General features: G+C 67.8%; 24 protein-coding genes. 6 read left to right on the top strand and 18 right to left on the bottom strand.

The window, feature by feature from the left end:
* Nucleotides 1-39 precede the first annotated feature (39 nt).
* Together QSK34_RS23395 and QSK34_RS23390 are read right to left on the bottom strand one after the other, a co-directional pair.
* Complete coding sequence (locus QSK34_RS23395) at nucleotides 40-282, bottom strand: hypothetical protein (RefSeq protein WP_502875539.1); 243 nt, start codon at nucleotides 280-282, stop codon at nucleotides 40-42.
* 763 nt (nucleotides 283-1,045) lie between these two features.
* Entirely contained in the window at nucleotides 1,046-1,978 is a 933-nt protein-coding gene (locus tag QSK34_RS23390; RefSeq protein WP_285586721.1) for an NADP-dependent oxidoreductase, read from the bottom strand.
* 77 nt (nucleotides 1,979-2,055) lie between these two features.
* On the opposite strand from QSK34_RS23390, the gene QSK34_RS23385 reads away from it, so the two are divergent.
* On the top strand, nucleotides 2,056-3,009 hold the full coding sequence (locus QSK34_RS23385) for a GlxA family transcriptional regulator (RefSeq protein ID WP_285586567.1): 954 nt from the start codon (nucleotides 2,056-2,058) through the stop codon (nucleotides 3,007-3,009).
* 215 nt (nucleotides 3,010-3,224) lie between these two features.
* Here QSK34_RS23385 and QSK34_RS23380 read toward each other — a convergent pair whose 3' ends face one another.
* Both QSK34_RS23380 and QSK34_RS23375 read right to left on the bottom strand, forming a co-directional pair.
* Nucleotides 3,225-3,425 (bottom strand): hypothetical protein, encoded by a 201-nt coding sequence (locus QSK34_RS23380; RefSeq protein WP_285586564.1) that lies wholly within the window; start codon nucleotides 3,423-3,425, stop codon nucleotides 3,225-3,227.
* A 140-nt stretch (nucleotides 3,426-3,565) separates the two neighbouring features.
* Nucleotides 3,566-4,312, bottom strand: coding sequence for an SDR family NAD(P)-dependent oxidoreductase (locus tag QSK34_RS23375; RefSeq protein WP_285586563.1), 747 nt, complete (start codon nucleotides 4,310-4,312; stop codon nucleotides 3,566-3,568).
* A 71-nt stretch (nucleotides 4,313-4,383) separates the two neighbouring features.
* Between QSK34_RS23375 and QSK34_RS23370 the strand changes: the two genes are divergently transcribed.
* Nucleotides 4,384-4,818: an Rrf2 family transcriptional regulator gene (locus QSK34_RS23370; RefSeq protein ID WP_285586561.1), complete on the top strand. Its 435-nt coding sequence runs from the start codon at nucleotides 4,384-4,386 to the stop codon at nucleotides 4,816-4,818.
* A gap of 328 nt (nucleotides 4,819-5,146) precedes the next feature.
* Here the strand turns inward: QSK34_RS23370 and QSK34_RS23365 are convergent, their stop codons facing one another.
* Complete coding sequence (locus tag QSK34_RS23365) at nucleotides 5,147-6,001, bottom strand: NAD-dependent epimerase/dehydratase family protein (RefSeq protein WP_285586559.1); 855 nt, start codon at nucleotides 5,999-6,001, stop codon at nucleotides 5,147-5,149.
* A gap of 127 nt (nucleotides 6,002-6,128) precedes the next feature.
* Between QSK34_RS23365 and QSK34_RS23360 the strand changes: the two genes are divergently transcribed.
* Nucleotides 6,129-6,959, top strand: coding sequence for a helix-turn-helix transcriptional regulator (locus tag QSK34_RS23360; protein ID WP_285586557.1), 831 nt, complete (start codon nucleotides 6,129-6,131; stop codon nucleotides 6,957-6,959).
* A gap of 86 nt (nucleotides 6,960-7,045) precedes the next feature.
* Here the strand turns inward: QSK34_RS23360 and QSK34_RS23355 are convergent, their stop codons facing one another.
* The 11 genes from QSK34_RS23355 to QSK34_RS23305 all read right to left on the bottom strand — a co-directional run bounded on the left by QSK34_RS23355 (nucleotide 7,046) and on the right by QSK34_RS23305 (nucleotide 19,131).
* Nucleotides 7,046-7,411 carry a hypothetical protein gene (locus tag QSK34_RS23355; RefSeq protein WP_285586555.1) on the bottom strand — a complete coding sequence of 122 codons (366 nt, stop codon included), beginning with the start codon at nucleotides 7,409-7,411 and terminating at the stop codon, nucleotides 7,046-7,048.
* Nucleotides 7,412-7,423: 12 nt separating this feature from the next.
* Complete coding sequence (locus QSK34_RS23350) at nucleotides 7,424-13,858, bottom strand: RHS repeat-associated core domain-containing protein (RefSeq protein WP_285586552.1); 6,435 nt, start codon at nucleotides 13,856-13,858, stop codon at nucleotides 7,424-7,426.
* A 536-nt stretch (nucleotides 13,859-14,394) separates the two neighbouring features.
* A complete protein-coding gene (locus tag QSK34_RS23345) occupies nucleotides 14,395-14,754 on the bottom strand; it encodes a MerR family DNA-binding transcriptional regulator (protein ID WP_285586550.1) in 360 nt (119 codons plus the stop codon).
* On the bottom strand, nucleotides 14,751-15,110 hold the full coding sequence (locus tag QSK34_RS23340) for a hypothetical protein (protein ID WP_285586548.1): 360 nt from the start codon (nucleotides 15,108-15,110) through the stop codon (nucleotides 14,751-14,753). The genes QSK34_RS23345 and QSK34_RS23340 overlap by 4 nt, the downstream gene beginning before the upstream one ends.
* 105 nt (nucleotides 15,111-15,215) lie before the next feature.
* Nucleotides 15,216-16,595, bottom strand: coding sequence for an Ig-like domain-containing protein (locus QSK34_RS23335; RefSeq protein WP_285586546.1), 1,380 nt, complete (start codon nucleotides 16,593-16,595; stop codon nucleotides 15,216-15,218).
* Between the two features lie 110 nt (nucleotides 16,596-16,705).
* Entirely contained in the window at nucleotides 16,706-16,870 is a 165-nt protein-coding gene (locus tag QSK34_RS23330; RefSeq protein WP_285586543.1) for a hypothetical protein, read from the bottom strand.
* A 19-nt stretch (nucleotides 16,871-16,889) separates the two neighbouring features.
* Nucleotides 16,890-17,267, bottom strand: a complete 378-nt coding sequence (locus tag QSK34_RS23325) for a GntR family transcriptional regulator (RefSeq protein ID WP_161479445.1) — start codon at nucleotides 17,265-17,267, stop codon at nucleotides 16,890-16,892.
* Nucleotides 17,264-18,067, bottom strand: a complete 804-nt coding sequence (locus tag QSK34_RS23320) for a hypothetical protein (RefSeq protein ID WP_285586541.1) — start codon at nucleotides 18,065-18,067, stop codon at nucleotides 17,264-17,266. The genes QSK34_RS23325 and QSK34_RS23320 overlap by 4 nt, the downstream gene beginning before the upstream one ends.
* A 109-nt stretch (nucleotides 18,068-18,176) precedes the next feature.
* Nucleotides 18,177-18,536 carry a DUF488 domain-containing protein gene (locus QSK34_RS23315; protein ID WP_285586539.1) on the bottom strand — a complete coding sequence of 120 codons (360 nt, stop codon included), beginning with the start codon at nucleotides 18,534-18,536 and terminating at the stop codon, nucleotides 18,177-18,179.
* Between the two features lie 38 nt (nucleotides 18,537-18,574).
* A complete protein-coding gene (locus QSK34_RS23310) occupies nucleotides 18,575-18,859 on the bottom strand; it encodes an antibiotic biosynthesis monooxygenase family protein (protein WP_285586537.1) in 285 nt (94 codons plus the stop codon).
* A 38-nt stretch (nucleotides 18,860-18,897) separates the two neighbouring features.
* Nucleotides 18,898-19,131: a hypothetical protein gene (locus tag QSK34_RS23305; protein ID WP_285586535.1), complete on the bottom strand. Its 234-nt coding sequence runs from the start codon at nucleotides 19,129-19,131 to the stop codon at nucleotides 18,898-18,900.
* Between the two features lie 90 nt (nucleotides 19,132-19,221).
* Here QSK34_RS23305 and QSK34_RS23300 point away from each other — a divergent pair, with 90 nt between their 5' ends.
* Both QSK34_RS23300 and QSK34_RS23295 read left to right on the top strand, forming a co-directional pair.
* Nucleotides 19,222-19,944 carry a TetR/AcrR family transcriptional regulator gene (locus QSK34_RS23300; RefSeq protein ID WP_285586532.1) on the top strand — a complete coding sequence of 241 codons (723 nt, stop codon included), beginning with the start codon at nucleotides 19,222-19,224 and terminating at the stop codon, nucleotides 19,942-19,944.
* A 19-nt stretch (nucleotides 19,945-19,963) separates the two neighbouring features.
* Nucleotides 19,964-20,389: a GNAT family N-acetyltransferase gene (locus QSK34_RS23295; protein WP_285586718.1), complete on the top strand. Its 426-nt coding sequence runs from the start codon at nucleotides 19,964-19,966 to the stop codon at nucleotides 20,387-20,389.
* On the opposite strand, the gene QSK34_RS23290 is transcribed toward QSK34_RS23295, so the two are convergent.
* On the bottom strand, nucleotides 20,367-20,927 hold the full coding sequence (locus tag QSK34_RS23290; protein WP_285586530.1) for a DUF1707 SHOCT-like domain-containing protein: 561 nt from the start codon (nucleotides 20,925-20,927) through the stop codon (nucleotides 20,367-20,369). The genes QSK34_RS23295 and QSK34_RS23290 overlap by 23 nt on opposite strands.
* Before the next feature lie 59 nt (nucleotides 20,928-20,986).
* On the opposite strand from QSK34_RS23290, the gene QSK34_RS23285 reads away from it, so the two are divergent.
* Nucleotides 20,987-23,575, top strand: a complete 2,589-nt coding sequence (locus tag QSK34_RS23285; RefSeq protein WP_285586528.1) for a DUF6493 family protein — start codon at nucleotides 20,987-20,989, stop codon at nucleotides 23,573-23,575.
* Here the strand turns inward: QSK34_RS23285 and QSK34_RS23280 are convergent.
* A complete protein-coding gene (locus QSK34_RS23280; protein ID WP_285586526.1) occupies nucleotides 23,568-24,335 on the bottom strand; it encodes a carbonic anhydrase in 768 nt (255 codons plus the stop codon). The two genes, QSK34_RS23285 and QSK34_RS23280, sit on opposite strands and share 8 nt — an antisense overlap.
* Nucleotides 24,336-24,357: the final 22 nt, after the last annotated feature.

Below are 24,357 nucleotides of genomic sequence, written 5' to 3'. Positions count from 1 at the left end.
CGTCAGTCAAAACCGTGGTCGATTCAATCAACACCTGATTCAGTGCAACTTCCGCATCGCCGCGTACAGCTCACGAATGTGCTCGTCGCGCAGGTCGACCAAGCGCAGGTGGCCGAGGCCCGGCTTGAAGTACAGCTCGATGGCCTTGCGGTAGCTTTCGACAAGGCTCTTCGCCAGATCGTCCTCGACGGTCTCGCGGTCGGCGATGCAGTGGATGAGGTAGTAGCCAACCTGCAGGTTCCGGTCGTCGGCGTGCTCGCCGCAGTCCACCTGGCCGAGCACCTCGCGAAGCGTGGCCTTGCACTCCTTCTCTGTCTGAAACGGGCCGATGCGTGGCTGCCGGCGCTTACCGTCGGCACTGCGCGGCGCCTCATACTGGGCGCACTACGCCCCATGGCGATCTGCCGTTCCTCGCTCCAGCGCCCCAGGAACGGCTTCCAGGCGCTGTGGTTCACGCGCGAATCTCCCACGCATCGGAAATGTTGCACTGATCCCCATCAGTGATCACGCGGTGAGTCTGCCAGCCGTGCCCATTGCGTGCCCGATGGGGCGGTAAACGAGGGGGGAGAGCGGGGAGTCACGGGGAACGCGATCAGCGCCGTGAGCTGCGTCTCGGCAGATCGAGCAAGATCGGCATGCGTCTTTGCAAGCAGGATGTCAGGAGTTCGAATCTCCTAGGCTCCACCTTCTAATGACTTGTGGTTGACGCCCTTTCGGGGCGGCTTTCACAAGTCCTTCTCGGTCTTCTACGGGGGGACGACCCCCGAACCCCCCGATGCGAAGGGGCTGTCGCCCCCTCGCGCTCCCCCTGGCCGCTATCGCGTCCTGGCGTCCTGGCGTCGCTGTCGCTCCGGGTCGCTGCGCTCCCTGGCAGGGCCTCGCTTCGCTCGTCAAAGGTCCCTTTTCTCTTACGGCTTCGCATAGCCAGTCACCCGACTCTTTGGCTGCCTGATCAACAGCTGTGTCGCCGCTTGAGGGCCGGTGGGGATGGCCTTGCGCAGCAAGGCATCACGACGGCTGCTCATCGCCAGCCTGTTCGGCGAGGTCAGTCGGCGACCGTGAGGACGATCTTGCCGGTCGTCCGGCCGGTCTCGCCGATCTCGTGGGCCCTGGCGGCCTGCTCCAGCGGGAGGACCGTGTGGATCTCGGGCGTCAGCCGACCGGAGTCCACCAGAGCGGCGATCTCCCGCATCCCCGCCTGGTCGGCCTCGACGATCATGAAGGTGGAGCGGAACCCGAGAGCGCGCGCGTGGACCGACAGCCCTGCCTCGTCCGGAGATGCGAGCGAGACGACCAGGCCTCCTTCGCGCAGGATCCGGAGAGAGCGCGGGCCGTATTCTCCGCCGATGGTGTCGACCACGATGTCGACGTCACCGGCCGCCGAGGAGAAGTCGGTGCGAGTGTGGTCGATGACCTCGTCGGCGCCGAGGCCCCGCACGAAATCGTGCTTGGGGCCGCTGGCGGTGCCGATGACGTAGGCGCCGAGCGCCTTGGCGATCTGCACCGTGACGTGGCCGACCCCGCCCGCCGCGGCGTGCACCAGCACACGATGCCCGGGGCGCACGCGGGCGGTGTCGACCAGCGCCTGCCATCCGGTGAGCGCGACCAACGGCAACGCGGCGGCCTGGACGTGGGACAGCGAAGCCGGCTTGCGCACCAGGTGCCGCGCGGGGGTGACCACGTATTCCGCGTAGGTGCCGGCGGGCCGTGGCTGCAACGGCATGCCGAACACCTCGTCCCCGGGCTCGAACAGGGTCACGCCCAACCCGACCTCCTCGATCACGCCGGAGACGTCCCACCCGAGCCGGATCGGCCCTCCCGCCAGCCCGCCGGTCACCCGGTGCCAGAAATCGGTCGGGTTGACCGACGTGGCGTGTACCCGGACGAGCACCTCACCGGGGCCCGGCTCCGGCCGGGCCACCTCGACGATCTTCAACACTTCCGGGCCGCCGAGGGAGTCCTGGCCGATCGCGCGCATTCTCATGTGCCCCAGGCTGCCAAGGTCGAGACGCCCCGGCGATTGGCCCGACTGCCAATATTTGCAAGGATCTGGCCATGCATCGCGTCGTCGTCCTGGCGCTCGACGGGGTCTACCCCTTCGAGCTCAGCATTCCCGTGAGGATCTTCGGCACCGCCGCCGGCCCCGATGAGGAGCCGCTGTACGAAGTGCTCACCTGCAGCGTCGACGGGGGACCAGTCAGGACCTCCGCCGATTTCAGTGTCACGGTCGAGAACGACAGCGAGATCCTCGCGACGGCGGACACGCTCGTCATCCCCCCGTTCTCCTGCGGCCCCCTCGACGACAGAGCTCGGCTTTCCGACGAGGTCATCGGGATATTCGAGCATCTCCGGCCGGGCACCCGCATCGTGTCGATCTGCACCGCCTCCTATGTCCTGGCCGCCGCCGGCCTGCTCGACGGGCGGCCGGCGACGACCCACTGGACCGAGGCGGAGCATTTCCAGCGGATGTTCCCCAGCGTCAAGGTCAACTCCGACGTGCTGTTCGTCGACGACGGTGAGGTGCTCACCGCGGCCGGAGTCGCGTCCGGCGTCGACCTGTGCCTCTATCTGGTACGTCGCGACCACGGCAGCGAGGTGGCCAACCGGGTCGCCCGGCTCTGCGTCGTGCCGCCGTGGCGGGACGGCGGCCAGGCGCAGTTCATCGAGCGTCCGGTGCCCGAACCGTCGGCGGCCACCACCTCCGACACCCGCGTCTGGGCGCTGGAGCGACTCCACCGGCCCATCCCGCTCACCGAGATGGCAGGACGGGCGCGGATGAGTGTCCGCACCTTCACCCGGCGCTTCCGCGACGAGGTCGGGATGACTCCCGGCAGGTGGCTGATCCAGCAGCGTGTCGAACGCGCACGCCATCTGCTCGAGACCACCGACCTCCCCGTCGACCGCGTCGCCGAGCAGGCCGGTTTCGGGACCGGTGCGTCCATGCGCAAGCACCTGACCACCGTGATCGGCGTGTCCCCCACGGCCTACCGGCACACGTTCCGCGGCTAGACCCGGTTCTTCGACTTCGCATTGTTGCCGTATGTCGCAGATCGTGCAGGCTGCAGTCGGCGCCCAGAATGTGGTTGGCGCGCATCAGCGCCGCGCGAGCAGCGTGATGGGTCAGCGGCCGATACGGGCGACGCAGTGTTATCCACACCAGCCCGTCGTTGGGCCCGTCGCCGAGCCGATCCGGTCGCCCGGCCAGTTCGCTAAGTATGGTCCGGTCAGGTGCCGCAGACCACCTGCCAGCACCACCAGGCGCCGGTCTCGGTGTCGACCGCGCAGCGGTAGCACACGATGGCGCCGGTCTCCTGTTCCATGGTCTGCATCTCGTTGATGGGGACGCTCTCGTCGATGGCACGGACGTCGGAGATCACGCCGTCCTTCCATTCGAGCAGTACCTCGGCGGAGCCGACCTGGACCACGACCTCGCCCGCTCCGCCCGAGGGGCGGGGCGAATTCCCTAGGCTCCACCGCAGGTCAGAGGCGACTTTCCATGACCAAGACTTTCTGCGGGCAGACGTGTTCCTTCGACAAGCTGATCGCTGAGCGGCCACCACGCTGGTCATATCTGGTTGAGGCCGCCGTCTACGTACAGCTCGGAACCTGTGACGAAACTGCTCTGGTCGGACGCCAGGAAGGCGACTGCCGCCGCGATCTCCTCGGGGCGGCCCATCCGTCCGAGCGGGACCTGCCCGGCCAGAACGCCCTTCAGCTCCCGCGCGCCGTCCGCGTCGGCCGCGAGGCCGTCGATGCCGGGGGTCTCGACCGGGCCGGGGATGAGGGCGTTGACCCGGATGCCACGGCCCCTGAGCTCGTTGGCCCAGGTGCGGGCGAAGGAGCGGATGGCGGCCTTGGAAGCGGCGTACACCCCGAAGGCCTCGGCCCCGGAATCGGCCGCGGTGGAGCCGGTGAGGATCACCGAGGCGCCTTCGCGGAGATGCGGCAGAGCCTTCTGGACGGTGAAGAGCGTGCCCTTCACGTTGGTGTCGAAGGTCTGGTCGAAGTGCTTCTCGGTGACGTCTTCGAGGCGGGTGAACTCACCGCCCCCGGCGTTGACGAACAGCACGTCGATGCCGCCCTCCGTGGCGACCGTGGCGTAGAGCCGGTCGAGGTCGCCGAGATCGGACACGTCGCCGCGGACTCCGACCGCGCGGTCGCCGATCTCGTCCACGGCCTTCTTGAGCTCGGCCTCGCGGCGGCCCACGACGTAGACCCGCGCGCCGTCGGCGGCGAGCCGCCGGGCGGCGGCAAGGCCGATGCCGGTGGTGCCGCCGGTGACCACGGCCACCTTTCCGTCGAACGTACTCATGATCTTACTCCTCAGTCGTAACAGAACTTGTTACGACTGCGATGTAACCACGACTGTTACAATGGGGTCAAATGAGTGCGAACAGCCGGCTGACGATCGCCACCCACATCCTGACCTGGATGGCCATGGACCAACTGAACGGGCAGGTCGCGACCTCCGACCGCATCGCGGGAAGCGTCCAGACCAATCCCGTCGTGATCCGCCGCTGCTTGGGCGAACTGCGCGCCGCCGGGCTGGTGGAGTCGAGGCGCGGGGCGGGCGCAGGCTGGCGGCTGACTCGGGAGCCGGGCGAGGTGACGCTGCTCGACGTCTACCGCGCGGTGGAGGACGGCCCGCTGTTCGCGATGCACGCCACCCCGCCGAACCCCTGCTGCCCGGTGGGGGCGGGCATCCGGCCGGCGCTCGACGGGGTGTACGCCGAGGTTGAAGACCGCCTCCGGGCGCAACTCGCGGCCACGACGATCGCGGATCTGCTGAATGACATAAATGACCGCCACACGGGATGATTCACACCTTCAAGTACCGCTGGCTGGGAAGGTCACCAGCCCGAGGTCGCCACCGATCTGTTCCTGCTCTTCCTGCATGAGCAGGGCTTCACCGTCACGATCCCGACCTGATGGCCTGCACCGATCTCGTCCCCTAGCGCTTGACGATGGGCGCCATCGCCCACGAGCAGAGCTCTGGCCTGCGCCGTAGTTCCCGACGTGTCGGCTGGCTCCCATTTGCGAGCAGAATGTCAGGAGTTCGAATCTCCCAGGCTCCACCAATTCAAAAGCCCAGGTCAGAGGCAATTCTCTGCCTGGGCTTCGGTGTCCGTGCCCGTTTTGCAGCCGGTTACAGCACTCCCGCGTCCCGCGCCGTCCATACCGAGGGGATCAGAGGGCGGTAGCCCAGTTCGTGGCGGATGCGCGTCGTCGACATCACGCTGTGCCAAGGATCCGGGACGTCCCTGTCGTAGGCGTCCTGCGGCACCGGCAGCCCATGGAACTGGAAGAGGTCGACCGTGGTGACCGGGGCGTCGTCGGCGATGTTGTAGACGCCGTGTGCCCCGGGTGCGTACAGCAGGCGGCGCAGGCCCTGCGCCACATCCAGGTGGTGGCCCATGTGCAGGCGCTGCATGGCGGGCCAGTTCGGCGCCCACTTCATCACATCGGCCAGATGCGGGTCGCCGTCGCCGTACACGAACGGCAACCGTGCTATGCGGAGGTCATCGAGGCCGTCCAACGCGCTGAGCGCACGCTCGGCCTCCCACTTGGACTCGGGGTAGGCGCCCCACAGATGATCGCCCGGCACCGTCTCGTCGCTCTCGACCAGCGCCCTGCCTCGCCCCGAGCCGTACACGAGACCGGTGCTGACCTGCACGAACCGTCGCACGCCTGAAGCCGCCGCGGCCCGGCCGAGTTCGATGGCCGCGTCCCGGTTGACCGACCACGCCTCCTCATCCGGCACCCCGCGGAACGCGGCGGCGACGTTCACCACCGCGTCCACGCCGGCCGTCGCTTTGCCGAGCGCCTCCGCGTCCCGGAGATCGCCGACCAGCACTTGGGCGCCGAGTTGCGCGAACCGCTCGCCGCGCGCCGCGTCCCGGACCAGGACCCGTACCTCGTCGCCGGGCGCCGCGTTCTGCAACAGCCGCGGCACGAACCGCCGCCCGACCTGGCCCGTCGCTCCTGTCACCAAAATCAGCATGGCCGCCTCCTCGTCGTCGTAGCCACCTTCGAAGCGTGCGGAAGGACGGGGAGCGGCGGGAGAGACGTGGGCATCCAGGGACCGGCGCACCCTGGATACACGCCCGTGAGCAGGGCATCCTCGAACAGTGGACCGTATTGAGCTCGCCGACTTCCTGCGCCGCGCCCGCATCCGCCTGGCGCCCTCCGACGTGGGCCTGAGCACGGGTCCGCGGCGCCGCACCCCGGGCCTGCGCCGCGAGGAGGTGGCGCAGCTCACCGGGATGTCCACGGACTACTACACGCGGCTGGAACAGCGCCGCGGTTCTCACCCGTCGCGGCAGATGCTCACCGCTCTCGCCCGCGCCCTGCGGCTCACGGACGTGGAGCGCGACCACCTGTTCCACCTGGCGGGCCAGGAGCCGCCCCGCCCCGGCGGCTCCTCAGACCACGTCCGCCCGGGGCTGCTGCTGATCCTCGATCGGCTGCACGACATCCCGGCGTCGGTACTGACCGACTGGGGCCAGATGCTCGCGCAGAACACCATGTCAGTGGCCGTGACCGGCGACCATGTGGGGACGAACATGATCCGCCGCTGGTTCACGGTGCCGGGCGCACGGGACCTGACCCCACCCGAGAACCACGAGGAGCATGCCCGCGCGCACGTGGCGAGCCTGCGTGCGGTCACCGCGGCACGCCCTCACGACCCGGGCCCCGCCGCCCTCGTGGCCGAACTCCGCGCCGCCTCACCTGAGTTCGAGGAACTCTGGGAGTCGCATGACGTCGTGGTGCGCCGCCCGTCGCCGAAGCGTTTCCTGCACCCCGTGGTCGGTGTCCTCGACCTCGACTGCGAGGTGCTGGTCAGCGACGGCCACAGCCAGCAACTCATCGTGCACTCGGCGCGGCCGGGCACCGAGACCTACCAGCGGCTCGAACTGCTGCGGGTCGTCGGCCTCCAGGACCTGGCCTCCCGCTCCTAACTGTGGCCGGCCTGATATTGAAGTCCGCTGTAGATCGGCGAGACCGAGCATCGGGCCATTAATGGGTCATTGCGAGATCGCCGATCTCACCACTCGCAGATCCCCCATTTGTCGATATCTCGAAACCGCGCGCCCCGCCTTTCGTCTATCTCAAAGCTCTGCGCCACGAGGGACCCGCGATAATTGTCACCTTTGACGAGGAACCACTGCTCCGCCTTGTTCAGCTCTGGAGGGGCGCCCGAGGCGACCCCCTCGGTCCTGGATGGGAGGCGAGAGATGAGCAATCCCTGCATAATCAGCGGCAACTCGATCCAGCGCACGCTCAGGAATGCGATATCGATTCGAATTCCGTCTGGCGTCTCGTCTCCGCTTCGCAGCAATAGCTTGGAATGAGTCGGAACATAAGCCCAGAGACGGAATTGCCGGTCTGGGTACGCCGCAAGAAGATCCATGCGAGCCCCATGTCAAGCGAACGGGTTCTTGATGACCTTGCCGTTGAGCATGAATCGCACCTTACCGAGCTGCCCATATTTCTGCAAGATGGCCAGCTCCCAGTTGGTCATGTTCCCTTGCCGTGGACCGTAGTCGAGCGCCCCGTCCATGGCAGACTCGAGATATTCCTTCATATTCTTTCCTGGCGGTACGAATCCATCGAGATTGAATGTGAACTTCGCACCGCTTCTGACCGCCGCCTCGAAGGCTTCGGCCGCTTCGGCGCGACTCAGGTGCATGAAACTCCGCAGCCCGAGTTTCTTCGCGTATTGTTCCAGCCCGCCGGAGACCCCATTGTCGAGACCCAGCAGAAAGTGGCCTTTGCACCCAGCGCCCGTGCCTCCACCGAAACATAGGCCACGAGCGAAGCCTACTTTGCCGGCAAGTCGGTTGGCCATCTTCTTGATGGCCGCGCTCTTGATGCCAAATTTCGCTGCGAGCTGCCCGATCTTGGCTCCGGGCACGAATCCTATCGCGAATGTTGCGCATGAGCCCAGATCGCCTGATACACAGGCTATCGCATCCTCGAAAACCGTCGCCATGAGCGCGAACAAAAAGTCCCCAGCGGCGGCGCCGAGTTGATTGTAGAGGTCTTCGCCGAGAATCTTCTTCAAGCTGTCCGGGTCGCCCATGACGCAGATGCACAGGAGACTGTTGACATAGTCGAGAGTGTCCTTGATCTGTTCCCAGTCCTTGCATGCCTGCGACTTGGCATTCTTCGCGCAGGCTTTCTCCTGGTTGCGTTCGTAATCGACGCACTTCTTGTACTGGTACTTGTCAAGCAATTCTGAGCTGCAGACCGAAAGGCCGGTCGGATCGGACAGGCCGATCGGGTTGTTGCCTGCGTAACTGTATGCGTTGGCTAGTTCGGGAACATTCAGATCGAGCAGAGGGTCCGGTGATAAGAATTTCCCGAGTTGTGGATCGTAATATCGTGCCGACAGATAGACGAGGTCGGCGGACGGGTCCTCCGTCTTCCCGAGGAATCCTTTCTCGGTGAAGGGGAGATCGTCTTGGCCCCGACGCGCGCCGAAGGGCAGGTATCTTTCCCGTGCTACAGCGCCTGTCGCGTCGTCGACGGCCACCTGCATCGAACCGTGCAGGCCTGCGGCCAACCATCTGAGGCCTCCTCCGGCCCCGGTCGCGGAGCTGCGCATGGCTACGAGCGTTCCATCCGCCGATGTGTAGTAGCGCGTGGCGCTGAGCTGTCCGGCAGACGTCTTGATCTCCATCGCGCCCAGATAAAGGGTGGACGTACCATCAGGGTCGCGGCGGATCAGCCGTTCACCCTCGGCGTCGTACACCATCTCCGTTTCATCGGTGCCCACCGTCGTCTTGGTGAGTTCACCGAGTTCGTTCCACTCGAAGGCCGAGGTTGTGTTCTCGACCGTGCGTGAGATCATCCGACCGGCCGCGTCGTACTGGTAGGTATCCGTGCCGCTCGGGCGTGCCACAGAGGACACCGCGTTGGGCCGGACGGAGGTCGTTCCCGCAGCGGGATACGCGTAGGTCTCTGTCTGCCCGTTCGTCGTCCGGCTCTCGATGTTCCCGACCGCGTCGTAGGTGTAGGTCTGGCTGTACGGGTCGATGCCCAGTTGGTCGGGTGCGGCGGTGCAGTCCGCTCCCGTGGTCGTGAATGCGCTGCTCAGGCGATGCCGAGAGTCATACTGGAAACATTCCGATTGTCCGGGGCTCGTGCCTTGCGCCGACATTGCGTCGAGCACGCGGGTGATCTCCCCCGTGGGGGTGTAGGAGAAGCGATCGTCCTGGACGAGCACCGGGCTGGCCGACTGGGCGTTGCTCTCAGTCACCAGCCGGCTCAGCCATCCGGTCGCGGTGTCCCACGTAAAGGTGCGCCGCAGCTTGCCGTTCGTTCCGAATGTACGGGCCGTCGGCCGACCGGTCGCGGAATAGGCCGTCGAGCTCACATAGGCGGTGTTGCCATACGCATTCGATTCAAGCTTGTCCGGTAGTCCGAGCGCCGTGTAAGTCGACGTCAGCGTCTCTGCGGAAAGGCCGCCCGCGGCGGGCATGCCGTATTGCGCGATGCCTCCCGCGGGGGTGTACGCCACAGAGAACGCGTAGTCGCCCGCGAGTGGACCCTCGGCCGAGGGGATCGTCAATCGCGAGCCGGTAACACGGCCATCGGTGTCGTATCCGGTGACCGTGTCGACGTACGCGTTTCCGTCGGCGAATCGAGTGCTGCTCGTCAATTTGCCTTTGGACAGGGTGTCGTACACCCACTCGGCCAACTTCTCGCCGTCACCCGGTTCGCCAGCCCAGACCGCAGTCTTTCTGTTCAGCTCGTCGTAGGTATACGACGTCTTGACACCGGCTCCGTCGATGGACCATGTCATTCTGCCGGCCGCGTCGTACCCCTGCTGCGCGTCGCCGGTGTCGGGATCGTGACCACCGAGGCGCCGGCCCAACAGGTCATAGGTGAACGTCCTGACGTTGCCCTTCCCATCGACCTGCTGGGTGAGCCGACCGGCCACGTCGTATTCGTACGTGGTGTCGGAATGCGAGGTCGCGTCACGCCATTCCTCAATTTTCGTCACGCGGTCCGCCACATCGCTGCGCGTAACTGTCTTTCCGCCGACTGGAGGCACCACCTCGACCCGGTCGCCGAAATAGCTTGAGGTGGTTCTGCGGAGTTCCACGTTCTGCGACATGTCGGCGCTGACGACCACTCGTTCAAGGCCGTCGTACACGGTCTTTGCCCATTGTGGGATCGACGCGGCCGCTGGGTTGAGCAGGCCGCTCCCTGGAAGGGCGGAGTTGTAGATCGATCGTCCCCGTACCACTGTCAGCCCGCGCTGGTCGTATGTGGAGACCGTCACGACACGGCCGCCGGCAGGGGAAGGAACCTGCGTCTCGCGGTCGCGGCCCAGTCCATCGTCGTATTTGTAAGTTTTGGCGTACACGGGAGTGCCGCCAGACAGGCCGATCAGACGTGAGGTGGTCGTCAGTGGTGGCCCGGTCACCTGCCCTTGGGGGTTGGAAGGGATGGCATAGGTGACCGAGATCAACGGCGTCCCGGACGACTTCGGCTGCGAGGGCGTCCAGTAGGCGACTGTGCGGCCGAGCGCGTCATAGTCGATCATCGCTTCGCGACCGTCGGCGTCCTCAATGGCGACCATGCTTCCCCAAGGAGCCGGACGCGAGGTCACCGAGTGGCCAAGGGGGTTCGTCGTGACGATCCCGTCCAGGGGCATGCCCGTCGGCGGCGCATAAATGGTCGACGAGGTGTGGCCAAGCGGATCGGTGGCCGATGTGGTTCTACCGTAGGCGTCGAAAGTCGATTTCGTCGTGACGTAGGTGGTGTCGGAGGAGAAACTGCGCTTCTCGGTCGGGTTGCCGATGGTGGGGACGTTCGCCGCCTCGGTCGTCGCGCCGTCGTAGAGCGTGACGGTCCGGTCCAGAAGGGTGCCGGCGGCGCAGTCATCGCCCGATCGACGTTCCTCCTGGCCGATGAATGAGACCAGCCAGGCGCTGGAGGTGTTGCGGGCGTACGTCGTGCTCGTGCAGGTGTTGTCGTCGGCGATGCCTCGTTCGCCGTAGTCGTTCACCTTGATGGGGAGGCCCGCGGTGTCGTAGGTGGTGGACACCTCGCTGTAGCGCCAGCCGGTGGAGATCTTCTCCCGGGCGACCTGCTTGGTCTGATTGACGATGTGAGGGTCGGCGAACCCGGGGCCGTTTCCGGTGGGGACGATCTGGTATTCGTATCGGACAGAAGTCTCCTCACCGAACGCATTTGGTATCGACGCCGTCATCGGACAGGCCCCCAGGTCCGTCCAGTAGCCGGAGGGAAAACCGCCGAAGCTGGAGTTGCTGACGATCGCCTGCCAGTGGTGACCACCGTTCGTGACGCGGGCCCCCGCCTGGTAGGTGACTCCGGATCGCCAAGCCGGGTACTGGCAGGCGGGCACGGGTGTGCTCATGCCTGTCACACGCTGGGACTGATCTTGCAGGGTACGTCCCGTCAACTCCCGCTTGTCGGCGTAACTGTTCCCGTCGAAGTCGCTGACCGTGGTTCCCCGCGCCGTGCCGTTGTTGAGCAGGTCGTCGTACATGCCGCGGAAGAACGACGTCGTGGAGACGGTGAACTGGGACGGATCGACGCCGGCGCCCTTGAGCGTGCGAACGGTCGGATAGCCGCGGAAGTCGGTCCATTCGTAGACACCGGGGTATGCGCCGCCCAATACCTGGTAGACCCCTGGTCGCGCCCATCCCGCTCCACCGAGGTACTCGTACCTCGTCTGCATGTCGGGCGAGCCGCCGACCAGATCGCGTTCGACCACTTTGGTGACCAGCCACTTGTTCCACACGTCTCCCTCGGTGTGTCCCTGGGAGGCCGCGTCGACCCAGTACCGAACGAAGGTCCAGTAGCAGTCTTTCGTGTTGTTCTGACGAGAGGTCGCAGATGACTCCGTGGACAGGGAACAGCCGGAAGGTTGTCCGTAGGTGACCTCCGTCCGCCCACCCAGCCCGTTCTCCACGGCCGACATCCTGGGGAACAGGTACTCCGGTTGCATCGGGTCGGAAGCGACGTACAGGTTGTCCAAGAGGACGGCATCGAAGCGGACCTTGGGCTGGACGATGTCGGGACTGGTACCCGCCATCCCGATGGGACGGATGGCGTCCAGCCAAAGGATCGGATGCTCACCGAACGGATCGGCGGGAGTGTCGACCCATCGCTGCGTCAACTCGAACCGTAGGAGATCCTCCCACTGAGCAGCGCCAGGGCTCCACGTCTGTGTCGTGATCGCGGACAGGCGGCTGGTCTTGTAGTACATCGGGTGGATGATGCAGTACTGGGTGGGCGGGCAGTCCTCTTCCTCAGGGAAGTCAGCACGCCCGCCGAGGCTGCGGCCGACTGTCGTTAAGATGACCCGCGCGGTCGGTGCCGACCCGGCCACGTTCAGATTGTGGCCGTAGGTGATCTGAGTGAGATAGGCGTCGGAGTCGTAGGATGCCCCACACGATGACCACGGCAGCGCGTCTGAGCAGTACGTACGCGAGACCCGTTGCCATGCGTAGTCGATCACGTTGCCGTTTCTGTCGACCTCCCGGTCAAGCATCCACCGGTAGGGTCCGACACACAGCGTCGCCGGAGTGGGGTATCCGCTGTGGCAAGGTTCCCCGATGTTCTCCGCTTGGTACGGCTGTTGCAGGCTGGACGCGCGGTGGTAACCGAACCGGTAGACGGTGCCTTCCTGTGTGGTGATTTGCCAGTAGGGTTTGCCCGCTGTCGAGCCTGAGGTGGAGGTAGGCAGAGATTCGATCTTCCAGCCATAGTCCTCGGCCGTCTTCCACGATCCCGTCACCGAGTCCTTGACGATCGGAGAGGACCGTCCATCGACGGAAAGTGTCAGCTGTGGAGTGGTCTTGTCTCCAGGAACGGCGTCCCAGCACATTTCCGCAGCGGACCCGCAGGGGTGGAAACTTTGCTCGATGAAACCAACATTCAGGTCCCAGCCCATGCCTACGACCGAAGCCTGGTTGTTGGTGCCTCCGGTCAGGCCGTCGACCGAGGCCGAATTGTATTCCAGCGCCAGCTCCGGGCCGCTACCTCCAGGACCGGGTGGCACGGCGATTGGATAGGAGTAGGAGAACGCGCCTCCGGACAGTCCCACCTGCCACGTCCCCGATGGCTTGAGATCGGTGGCCTGGAAGTTGCCGGACGAACCTCCGTCCGTCGCGGCGGCGGCGGACGCGACCGCGTACAGCCCGGTGGCTTCGCTGTCGCTCGTTGCGGGAGCCACTTGGAGTTGGGCCGTCAGCGTGCCCCCAGCGGAATCATTCTCGACCGGGACGGCACGACGGTCTCTTCGATACGTGTGCTTGCACACCTCGGTCGGGTGGACCGCGAGCATGCAGTGGGGGACCTCGACGAGCTGCAACCGCGAGGCGAACCCTCCCTTGCGCGCACCACGAAACGACGAGTAATCGATCGTTGCCGTCACGGTTCCGTGCTCGTCGGTTCCGTCCGTGCGGATCAGGCGGATCATCATGCCTACTCCGCCGACGCGTCGAGCGACGTCGTCGCCGAATGTCTCTAATCGCATCCCTAGGGGGGAAGCCGCCTTCGTCCGGCTTTGATCGGGCGACCTGGCGGGACCGATTTTGACGGGCAGGTTCGCGATGGCGACCGGCTCTCCCGACGACGGAACCGTGATGTCCGCGCGAGCGGCTTTCGGCCAGGCTAGCTCCGGAGTCCGCCGGGCCGTGAACGGCGCGTCCTCGGCACCCGGCGCGATCCCCGGAACGGGAACGGCGCGTGCTGCGATCGATTCATCCGGAGCCACACTCAATTCACGCGAAGCCGCATATGCATTGGCCCCAGGGGGATTCGCGTCCGCGAAGACATTCGTAAGAAATGCGCTCAGCACGAGTATTGACGCCATCGTCGATGACCGTAAGACGCGCATTCCGCAGCTCCGCATACGTAAGTCTCGACAGCATAAATCTGACATAAAGCCAGCCAAGTGCGATCATGCGCCCTTGATGCATGCTGGTACAGCGGCAAATTCGCGGTGGACCTGTGACACTGCGCGATCGGCCCAGTCGGAAGCGGTGTGACAGTCAGTCAAGATATTGTGATATAGATCACAGCATCTCTTTGGCCGGTAAGTGAATTTCCGGAAATGCGCCGAATGAGAGGCCGACCCGTCACGGCTGGGCGCGGAACGGCGGCAGAGCGGGTGCCCTTCTCGAGACCGGCGTCGTCGCGACCAGCACCTCATCGTTCGGTGGGCGAGGAGGTAATCACGCAGGTCGTCTCGGATGCCATTGACGTCCCACTTGGGGGTGCCGAACACCTACGGTTTGCGATGTGGGCGCCCGTCCCTAATAGCTGCGCCCCGGGCCGTACACCGACCGGCGCAGCCGCCCCACCAGGGCGCGAAGCCGCCGGTCCACTGCTAGGTCCAGGAAGATGTTTCTACAGCTCTCTTGGCGAGGGGATGGTTGTTAGGCCCAGCGTTGCGATCTCGGTGAGCGCCTGACTGGAGAGATGCTGGACCTCAATCCATCCGGGATCGGTGGCGAGCCCTTCGGGAGTCCACTTGTCGGCGTTGGGCCGACCACTCGTCTCTGCCAAGCGGTCGTCGATGCGCGTGAATCCGAGCCGTTGGGCGGCCTTGATCACGATCAGCAGGTCGACGGTCTCGGGTGGGTAGGCGCGGTGCCCGCCGGGACTGCGTGGGGGTTCGGCGATCAAGCCGCGTCGCTCGTAGTAACGCAAGGTCTGTGGATTGACTCCGGCCTGTTGCGCCACCTGCCCGCTACGCAGATGGGTCATCGGCCGTTCCTCGCACCCAGGGTCGTCGCCGCGCGCGTCTGGAGTGCGTCGAGAACCTCGGCCTGCTCGGGAGGCACGGCCACCTCAAGGGCCAGGCGTCCGCCGGCGACGGTCAGGGTGAAGGTGAAGAAGGAGCAGCAACCGTTCTCCCTGGCGGCCAGGTCGGCGGTTCGGGCGGCGTTCTCCGGGCTGAAGACGAGGTCCAGCCGTAGCCGGGTCTCATCCGGGCGGGTCACCGACTGAACGGCCTCGGCGAACAACCCGTCGAACTCGGCCAGTCGCAGGGGCCTCTCGGCGGTGGGCAGAGTGCACGCCGAAGGCACCCACTCCTCGTCAATGGTGACGTCTTCTGTCATGGCTCGACGGTAAGCCTGTACCTGGGTACCGGGTGCAACCCCTGCTTCGACCGAAGGTCGTACACCAAAAGAGCGGCCCAGGTGATCCCGGGCCGCTCTCGGTGACTACTGCATCGGCGTACAGGGCGGCGTCTGGAAGACGATCCCGTCCAGGAAGTTGCCCGACGTCGCCCCGCCCGCCGACGAAACGGCCCGGAACGAGAAGCGGGTCGTCGTCTGGCCCGCCGGGACCGTGTAGGTCCCCGTGTACTGGCGCCAAGCGGTGTTGTCGGTCGAGATGTTCGGCGAGGTCGCGCCGTCGGGCGTCTGGGCCACGGTCGCGCCGGGGGCGCCGATGAGGACCTGCATCACGTCGGTGCCCGCGCGGCCTCGGTGCCAGAACGACCAGCTCATGACGGTCCCGGGGACGGTCGGCACGTCCTGGTAGAGGGTGGAGGCCTGGGTGGCGTTCAGTTCGGCGAACTGCTGGCCGTCGGCTGCGGGGACGCCCTGGTAGCCGCTGCGCCAGATCTCCAGCTTGCGGTCGGTGGCGGTGGTGTGCCAGCCGGCGGCGGGGTTGGTGGACGCGTCGGGGATGTCCCAGCGGGCCGTGGCGACGTACGGGGCTTCAAAGCTGCTGTTGGCCAGGCCGATCGGGTTGGTGACGCACGTGACGGCGACGGTGACGGTCGCGGTGCTGGTGCCGCACGAGGTGGTGATCGTGTAGGTGAAGGTGTCGGTGCCGCTGCGGCCGGCCGGCGGGGTGTAGACGATGGTGCTGCCGGTGATCGTCGCGGTGCCGTGGGCGGGGGTGCTCACGCCGGTGATCGTGGCTCCGGCGCCGGTGTCGTTGGCCAGGACCGGGATGGTGACCGCCTGGTCCTGCGGGGTGGTGGCGGTGTCGTTGGTGGCCGTGGTCGGCGAGATGGAGCCGCCGTTGACGATCTGGATCGGCGGAGCCGGGGTGTTGGCGCCGAGCTGGCCGGGGAAGGCGACGATGCTGCTGATGCCGCTCGGGCGGATCGTCATGCTGCGTCCGGTGGTGCCGGGCCTGACGCGGAAGGTGATGACCTTGGGCGCGGGGTCGGTCTTGACGCCCCACGACGGGATCGTAAGCGTGTTGCCGCTGATGGCGCCGGGGCCCGACTGGCTCACGACGTCGGCGTTGGCCAGCAGTGTGGAGATGTCCCAGCTGGTGGTGTAGCTCTGCACGAGCAGGGGCCACTTGGCGGTGCTGTGGGCCAGGCGGAGGGTGAAGGTCGAGCCGGGTGCGATCTGGCCGCCCCACAGCGCCGGCGTGGTGGTCACCGCCACGTCGCCGTTGCCGAGCCGCATGCCGATGACGTTCTTCCAGTAGTAGTTCACCGGGTAGTTCGCCTGGCCCTGCCGTACACAGGACGCCGCCTTGGTCCGCGTGGCAGGGGCCGCCTCTGCGGTCCCTGCGACCGTGACCTGGGCCGCCACGGCGGTCACCAGGGCGAGCAGGGTAGCGACGATGGCGGACATGCGCCGTTGTGGCGTCAAGACGAGCTCCGTTCTCCTAGATCGACTCGATGGGAACGTTACAGCTCGCGATCTTGAAGTCACGTTAGGTGAGGCGCGTGTTGATCATGTCATCAGGTCTGGTCGGCACGCCGAACGCCAGCGGCCGCCACCACCGCGGCTCCGGCGAGCAGCAGGGCCATGCCCGGCCAGGGCACGTCGGACAGGCCGAGGTTCTGGACGCCGAGAAAGGAGCGGTAACTCCAGAGCGCGGTCACCATCAGCACGCAGCCGTACACGTCGGTCCCTCCGCTTTGATCAGGGCGACGTCGGTGCGGTCGTGCCCGGCCGCAGAGCCGCTTGGACGATCCGGAGCGCCTCACCCGGGTCGATGCCGAGACTGGTGACCACCGCCGCGTAGTCGGCGGCGGCCTGGCGGGCGCGTTCCCGGCCCTCTTCGCCGGAGGACGACACGAACGAGCCGGCCCGGCCCCGGGTCTCGATCAGGCCCGCCTCCTCCAGCTCCCGGTAGGCCCGGCCGACCGTGTTGACGGCCAGGCCCAGGTCGGCGGCGAGGTGGCGGATCGTCGGCAGGCGGGCGCCCACGGGCAGGGTGCGATCGTGGATCTGCCGGGCGAGCTGGGCGCGCAGTTGTTCGAAGGGGGGTACCGGCGAGGTGGAGTCGATGACGATCATCGAGCGGTCACGGCCTGTCGCGCCACCGTCGTGCTCGACGGAGCCTTGGTCTGGAGTGTGGCGAAGGCGGCCAGGCTGACGAGCACGTAGGCCAGCGCGGCGGCGCTCCACCAGCCGGGAGCGGTGCCGAACAGCAGCACCATGGGCAGACTCCACTGCACGCTCGGCGTGGTGAGCTCGCGGGCGTCCTCCACGCGCATGATGACGTCGGCGGTCAGCGAGTCTTCGTCCTCGGCCACGACCGGGTGGCGGAGCAGGTGGCGCAGTTGCAGGGCGGTGATGGCGTACACGCCCACCAGGCCGATCAGCATGACGACGGTCAGTTCCCGCACGGTCCGGTCGGGAACGGCCAGGGCGCTGCCGGCCAGCAGCACCGAAGCGGCGAAGACGGCGCCGGAGAAGACGGCGTAGGGGCGGCCGAGCACGGTCCGCCAGCCGGGCTGGATCAGGTGGGCGGCCCTGCGGGACAACGTCGCGCCCGCCCGCCGGTCGACGCGGCGCACCCACCCGTGGAGCAGCGACTGCGCCACCAGCAGCCCGGCCACCACCACGGCCAGGGCCGGCAGCGCCATCGGGCGGAAGTCGTCGGGGCCGAAGCGGTTGACGGTCGCGGCGAGGGCGCTCGCGAGGATGAGCAGGGCCAGGATGACCGAACCGGCGAGGCGGGCGCGTTGCCGGGCGGCCAGCCGGTCGGCGAGCAGCGGGGTCGGCCGGACGCCGCCCAGGTCGCGGCTCGCCAGCCACTCTCCCGCCTGTCGCAGCTCGGCCGCACGAGCGTCCGGTGAGGGTTCACGGGTCATGACGGCTCCTTTGTCGCAAGCTTTGTACCAACATGGTGCGTCAAAGCTTGCGACAAAGTCAACGTCCCGCACACGGTCGGCGATGGCGAGCCCTCGACGACGGGCTGCGTCAGCCCGACGACCTGAGCAGGCCGGCGAGCACGGCCGCCTCGCTGATGTCGGCCTGCTTCGTGGCGGTGAGCAGGGTCAGCACCCCGTCGTGGGCGAGTTCCCGCAGATGCGTCACCGCCGCCGCCCGTTCGGGCGTGGTCAGCTCGTTCCGGTAGCGGCGCCCGAACTCCGCGAACCGGTCGGGATCGTGGTGATACCAGGTGCGCAGCTCCGCCGAGGGGGCGATCTCCTTGCACCATTCGTCGAGGTCGGCAGTGGCCTTGGCCAGCCCGCGAGGCCAGAGCCGGTCGACCAGCACCCGGGTGCCGTCGTCGTCGGCCGGGTCTTCGTAGACCCGGCGTACCCGCACTTCGCTCATGTATCCGACGTTACGCCGGTGCCCTCCTCCGGCCGCGCCTAGTGCAGCGTGCCCTCTTCCGAGGAGAGGAGTTCGTCGATCACGGCGAAGAAGGCCTGGATGCCGGGGAGGTTGCCGCCCTTGGCCCGGGAGGCCGCGAAGTCGGCCGAAGACCGCCAATCGACGATGTCGAGCCATTCGCCGCCGGGCAACTCGATGAGCCTGGCGCCCAGGAAGCCCTCGCGGTCGGCCTCGAAGTCGGTGACCATCCCGGCGCGGGTGGCCAGCAGGTCGGCCCTGCGCTCGGGAGAGACCCGGAACCTGGTGATTTCCACTGTCGTCATGCGTCCGACCATATAGTCACTAATTATGACAGTCAAAATCAGTGACTAGTTGCTCTCTTGTGTCGGACGTCCAGGATCGCGATCAGCACGAACGCGGCGACCGCCGCCGCGACGGCGGCGACGTAGCACCACGGCTCGGGCAGGTAGTTGGCCGCCACGAGCCAGCTCGGGTCCTTGTCGGTGAACACCCGGAAGATGATCGCGATCGGGCCCTCCCAAACCCCCGCGGCGAGCGTGAGCAGCATCGCCAGCCGATACCAGGCCTCGTTCACATTCCCCTCCTCATCGGTACGGACGTATCAATGACAGCAGCCGCAAATCCCGGGTGCCAATGAATACGTCACGCAATTTAGGCTGGTCAGGTGCGTGACGAAATAACGTGCCGGGTCTGTCGCGGCGCCATCCGGCCGCCGACTCGGGGGCGTCGGCCGGTCTACTGCTCCCGCGCCTGCCAGGCCCGTGCCTACCGGTCGCGGCGCGACCCGCCGGTCCCGGCGGCGGTCGAGCCCGAGCCGGCCGGGCGGCGGCGGCAGATCGTCGAGGCGGTCTGGCGCATCGCCGCCGAGCGTGGGCTCCAGATGGCCACCGTGCGCGAGATCGCCGCCGAGGCGGGGGTGTCTCCCCGCGTGGTGCAGTATCACTTCGCCGACAAACACGACCTGCTGGTGACCGCGCTGCGGATGCTGCACCGCGAGAACGAGATCCGGGCGCGGGAGCGGATCACCACACTGCGCGACGCCGCCGACCCGCGTGTGCTGCTGCGGGCGACCCTCGAAGAGCTGCTGCCGCTCGACGACCAGCGCCAGGCGAGCCTGCGCGTGATGGCCGCCTACTACGCGCGCAGCCTCACCGATCCCGCCCTGGCCGAGGTCTTCCTGCACGACGCCAACCCGCTCGAAGACCTGGTCGCCGCCCTGATCACGGCCGCCGGGCCGGGGCCTTCCATCGACGTGGCCCGTGAGGCCGACCTGCTGGTCGGCGGCGTGTCCGGGCTGGGTCTCGACCTGCTCCACGGGCGTCGCACCCGGGCCGACGTGCGGCGCACCCTCGACTACCACCTCGGCCGCATCCTGACCGGCCGATAGCCTCACGTCCGTGTGGGTGATGCGGGCGGCCTCGCCGGACGACGTCGACGCGGTTGCCGAGCTGCGGGCGGTCGTGCTGCGGGCGGATCTCGAACGGCTCGGCCGTTACGACGAACGGCGGGTGCGGCAGCGCCTACGCGACGGTTTCGCCCCCGCGCACACCTGGGCCATCGAGGTGGGCGGCGCCTTCGCGGGCTGCGTGGCCCTGCGGCCCGACGGCGACGTGGTGTGGCTCGAACATTTCTATCTCGACCCCGGCCTCCAGGGGCGCGGCATCGGGTCGGCCGTGCTCGGCCGGCTGCTGGCGGGTTGTGACCACGACGGCGTGGTGGTCAGGCTGAACGTGCTCCGGGGCAGCCCGGCCCGTCGCCTGTACGAACGTCACGGATTCACCCTCGACGCCGAAGACGACGTCGACGTGTTCATGACCCGCCGCCCCGCGTGAACCACCGCCGCCGGCGAGCGCCCCGATACCGCACCCGCACCCTCCCGTAGCCCACCTCGCCGATCACCCGCACATGCGGCAACCCCGGCCGGGGCGCGCCCGGGACGTCGGAGACCACGCTGCCCCACTCGCAGTGCACGCCGTCGGTGTCGGCCGTCGCGCCCGACGGCAGGAGGATCTCGGCGGAGCCGTACTTCAGGTTGAGGTCGAAGGTGACCTCCGCGTGGTCGATCACCGCTTCGCTCAGGTCGAGGTGCGGGTTGCCGTAGACGGACTCGATGCGCAGCACCCTCGGCACCCGCCACTGCCCGGTACGAAGGATCTTGCCCGCCTTGGTGCTGACGGTGACCACCTCGCCGGGCCGTTCGGGCAGGTCGGCCAGGAGTGCGGCCAGGTCGCCCTGCGAGACGGCCGTCAGGGCGCGTTCGACCCGCTGTTCCATCTCGTCGGCGGCCAGCCGTCCGTCGGCGTAGGCCTGCTGGAGGCGGCCGACGGTCGTCTCCCGGTCCTGGTCGGAGGCACGGGCTTCTAGGTCCATGGGGTCAATTTACGGTCGCCTGGGGTGGTTTGTCGGTGGTGATCTATAACGTGCGGCGCATGACATGGCAGCGGGTGCGGGAATGGATCGAACTCGGCGGGCCCGGCCCGTTCCCGGCGGACCTCACTGAGGCCGACCGCAAGGCCGTCGCCGCCGAGTTGCCCGGCTACCTGGCCGGGCGGCTGCGTGTGGAGGGCCGCTGGGCGATCGCCGAGAACGCCCACCCGTTCCGGCTCGCCGGCGCGGCCTGCCTCTCCGGCGCAGCCCAGGTCGCCGCCTGGCTCGACCGCCGGGAGTTACGCGAACCCGGGCAGCCGGAAGCCGACGCCGCGCGCATCCTCGCCGTCCTCCGCGACCGCAAGGAGGAATGGCGTCGTGACCTGGCATACCGGCTGGTCGTCGGCCTGCGAGCGGGCCGGGTCAGGAGCTGGCAGACCCAGATCGGCCGCCCCGGCTTCGACCTGGCCGCCACACTGGCGATCGAGACCGGCATCGAACCGCCCGAGAACGACGCCTTCGTCGTCGGCTGGCTCTGGCACCTGCCCCGGAGGCTCCACGCAGGCGACGACGCCCTCCTCGACGTCATGGTCGCCCGGCTCTTCCAGGCCGAGGGCGTCGCCGCGCCGCTGGCCCAGGTCGTCGACGTGCTGGCCGACCTGGCGTCCGGGGGCCGCATCGAGCGGCGGGTCCTGATCGACGGCTGCACGGCCCGCTTCCTGACCCACGGGCAGGACCGCGACATCGAACCGTTCGTCCGCCTGTGGAACCGGCTTCAGCCGACCCCCGCCGAGGTGTTCGTGCTCGACCTGGCGCGGGCCCTGCCGGTGGCCGCCGCCCCGCTGGCCGTGCTGGCCGCCGACGAACTGCGCCGATACGACGAAACCGTGGGCCTGACCTGCGACCTGTTCGCCGAGACGGTCGGCGCGCTCGCGTTCCGGCCGGAGCGCAAACACGTCACGACCGCCCTGCGGTTGATCGCCGAGGCGACCCCGGAACGGGCCGACGGAGCACTCGCCGCGCTCGCACTGGTCTTCGGCCACGACGACCACACGCTCCGCGCCCGTGCGGTACGGCTCGCGCGCAAACTGGCCCCCCACGCGTCAACCCCGGCCACGTCGGAGACGATCCGCGAGGCCGCGAGCGCCCTGCCGTGGGATTTGCGCACCCAGATCGCCGCCGTCTACGGCGAGGTCGCCGCCCCGCTCCCGGTGGAGTCACCGGTGCCCGGCACCCTGGACATCACGATCTCGCTGCCCGAGATGCCGCCGCCGATCGTCTCGCCAGCCCAGTTGATCGCCGCACTCGACTCTCCGCCTTCGTTCCGGCCGCAGGACGTCGAGGAGGTCATGGGCGCGCTCGTCGACCTGACCCACCGCGACCGCGCCGCGACCGTCGAAGCCCTGCGGCCCTGGTGGCTGGAGAACTGCAAGGGATACGGCGACCGCCTCTTCAACCTCCCGAGCAGTTTCACCGTCTTCAATCCCTATTTCCTGCTGCGACACTGCGTGAGCGCGGTCGTGTCGCCGGAGCAGAGCGTCGAGGCGTCCCGGGAGAACGCCGGATACCTGCGCGAGAACGGCCGCTACCACACCGAGCTCGACCACGTGTTCCCCGACCGGATGCGCGAGGTCATCGCCCTGCTGGAGTCCGGCCGGACGCTTCCGGCGCTGCTGGCCACCCCGACCACGCCCACCGGTCAGGTCGACGCCGCGACGCTGGTCACCCGCCTCGAACGCCTGGGCGACCATGAACCGCTCCCTCTCGACTTCGACCAGGCACTCCTGCGGCTACCCCGCTCCGTCGACCCCGAGGTGGTCGCCCGCGCCGGGAAGCTGACCTCACCGGCGGGCCGGCGGCTGGCCGCGTGGTTGCGAGACGGCGGCCTGGCCGACCCGATCATGGAATGCGGCATCGACGCCGTGATCCGCGTCGTGAGCTACGAGACCTACCGGCGCATCCCCGCGATGCACGCCCATATGAGGCCGGCTGTGCCCGATCTGCCCGCACCGATCGCAGGCCTGTGCTCGCTCGCACCGAAGGAGTACTGGGCCGGGCTCTCCGACGACATGACGTGGTGGCCGTCGATCATGCCGTCGCACCGGGAGGTGATCGCCGCCCACGTCCTGGAGTGCTTCGCCGTGGGCGTCGTGCTGGCCAGCCGGACCCGCGTGGGCGTGTTGACGACACTCGTCCAGGGAGACGGCCCGGTGGGCCGTGTGACGGCGAGCGCCATCCTGACGGCCTTCGGCGACCGCAGGACCGAGGGGCGCGCCTCGGCCGTCGACGCGATGAAGATCCTCGCCAAACGGGGAGAGTTCGACGCCGCCGACTTCGGCTGGGCGCTGGCCGAACTGGTCAGGGCCGGCGCCGTGAAACTCGCCCGGGTGACCCCCGCCCTGGAGGACCTCGCCTTCTCCGGAGCCCACCGCGAAACCTGGGCCCTGCTCGCCGAGGCGATTCCAGCCCTGCTCCCGAAAGAGGGAGAACGCCCGCCGACCGGCCTGGCCGACCTGCTGAAGGTCGCGGTCAAGGCCGCCCTCATGGCCGGGGCCCGCACCGAGATCCCCGGGCTCGCGGAGGCGGCCGCGCGCAAGGGCGGCAGCAGGGTGACGCTGGAAGCCCGTGTCCTCCTCGACGCGATCAGCTGACCGGCGCCCCGTTGAGCACCTCGACCTGGCCCGTGTCCAGGGAGTAGTAGGCCGCGACCACCGCCAGCTTCGACTCACCCACGAGCGGCTCCAGGCCGCCGTTTCCGCGCAGCGCGTCGGCGGTCAGCGTGACCTGGTGTTTCGTCATCGCCTCGATCGGGTCGGCGCTGCCCTCACGTGTGGTCTGCTCGTAGGCGGGCCGCAGCGCCTCGGCGATCGCCTGGAGGTTGCCGGGCAGCGGCTTGCCGTCCTTCAGCGCCTGGTACGCCGCCTCCACCGCCCCGCACCGCTGGTGCCCCAGCACCACGATCAACGGGGTTCCGCCGGTCAGGGGGCCGTATTCGACCGAGCCGGTCACCACGGGCCCGATGGCCTGGCCGCCGGTGCGCATCACGAACAGGTCGCCGAGCCCGGTGTCGAAGACGAGTTCGGGAGGCACCCGGGAGTCGATGCACGACAACACCACCCCATAGGGCTTCTGCTTGGTCGCCAGCAGCTCGCTGCGGGTGGGATCGCGGTCGGGGTGTTGCAGCGCGCCGGTGATCCAGCGCCGGTTGCCCGTCATCAGCCGGTCGAAGGCGGCCTTCGGGGTGTCGGGGTAGGCCTGGGACTCGGTCGCCACGGGCACGGCCCGGAGCGTGGTCTCGGTCGCGGCGCAGCCGCCGAGCGCCAGAGACGCGGCGCCCGCGAGTAGTGTCCTTCGCCCCATACCGTCCATGACCTGGATCTTCTCCACCCAGGTCGGCCGAAAAACGGACACGGCGACCGCTGCCAGGTGGCGG

This window comes from Herbidospora sp. NBRC 101105, from assembly GCF_030269205.1.
GTDB lineage: Bacteria > Actinomycetota > Actinomycetes > Streptosporangiales > Streptosporangiaceae > Herbidospora > Herbidospora solisilvae.
This window is presented reverse-complemented; position numbering and strand designations above follow the sequence as displayed.

Bases quoted from the DNA above. Each gene is read 5' to 3' on its own strand.
- QSK34_RS23390 (WP_285586721.1), bottom strand. From the start codon at position 1,978: ATGCGCGCGATCGGCCAGGACTCCCTCGGCGGCCCGGAAGTGTTGAAG.
- QSK34_RS23385 (WP_285586567.1), top strand. From the start codon at position 2,056: ATGCATCGCGTCGTCGTCCTGGCGCTCGACGGGGTCTACCCCTTCGAG.
- QSK34_RS23375 (WP_285586563.1), bottom strand. From the start codon at position 4,312: ATGAGTACGTTCGACGGAAAGGTGGCCGTGGTCACCGGCGGCACCACC.
- QSK34_RS23370 (WP_285586561.1), top strand. From the start codon at position 4,384: ATGAGTGCGAACAGCCGGCTGACGATCGCCACCCACATCCTGACCTGG.
- QSK34_RS23365 (WP_285586559.1), bottom strand. From the start codon at position 6,001: ATGCTGATTTTGGTGACAGGAGCGACGGGCCAGGTCGGGCGGCGGTTC.
- QSK34_RS23355 (WP_285586555.1), bottom strand. From the start codon at position 7,411: ATGGATCTTCTTGCGGCGTACCCAGACCGGCAATTCCGTCTCTGGGCT.
- QSK34_RS23350 (WP_285586552.1), bottom strand. From the start codon at position 13,858: ATGGCGTCAATACTCGTGCTGAGCGCATTTCTTACGAATGTCTTCGCG.
- QSK34_RS23345 (WP_285586550.1), bottom strand. From the start codon at position 14,754: ATGACCCATCTGCGTAGCGGGCAGGTGGCGCAACAGGCCGGAGTCAAT.
- QSK34_RS23340 (WP_285586548.1), bottom strand. From the start codon at position 15,110: ATGACAGAAGACGTCACCATTGACGAGGAGTGGGTGCCTTCGGCGTGC.
- QSK34_RS23335 (WP_285586546.1), bottom strand. From the start codon at position 16,595: ATGTCCGCCATCGTCGCTACCCTGCTCGCCCTGGTGACCGCCGTGGCG.
- QSK34_RS23325 (WP_161479445.1), bottom strand. From the start codon at position 17,267: ATGATCGTCATCGACTCCACCTCGCCGGTACCCCCCTTCGAACAACTG.
- QSK34_RS23320 (WP_285586541.1), bottom strand. From the start codon at position 18,067: ATGACCCGTGAACCCTCACCGGACGCTCGTGCGGCCGAGCTGCGACAG.
- QSK34_RS23315 (WP_285586539.1), bottom strand. From the start codon at position 18,536: ATGAGCGAAGTGCGGGTACGCCGGGTCTACGAAGACCCGGCCGACGAC.
- QSK34_RS23310 (WP_285586537.1), bottom strand. From the start codon at position 18,859: ATGACGACAGTGGAAATCACCAGGTTCCGGGTCTCTCCCGAGCGCAGG.
- QSK34_RS23295 (WP_285586718.1), top strand. From the start codon at position 19,964: ATGCGGGCGGCCTCGCCGGACGACGTCGACGCGGTTGCCGAGCTGCGG.
- QSK34_RS23290 (WP_285586530.1), bottom strand. From the start codon at position 20,927: ATGGACCTAGAAGCCCGTGCCTCCGACCAGGACCGGGAGACGACCGTC.
- QSK34_RS23285 (WP_285586528.1), top strand. From the start codon at position 20,987: ATGACATGGCAGCGGGTGCGGGAATGGATCGAACTCGGCGGGCCCGGC.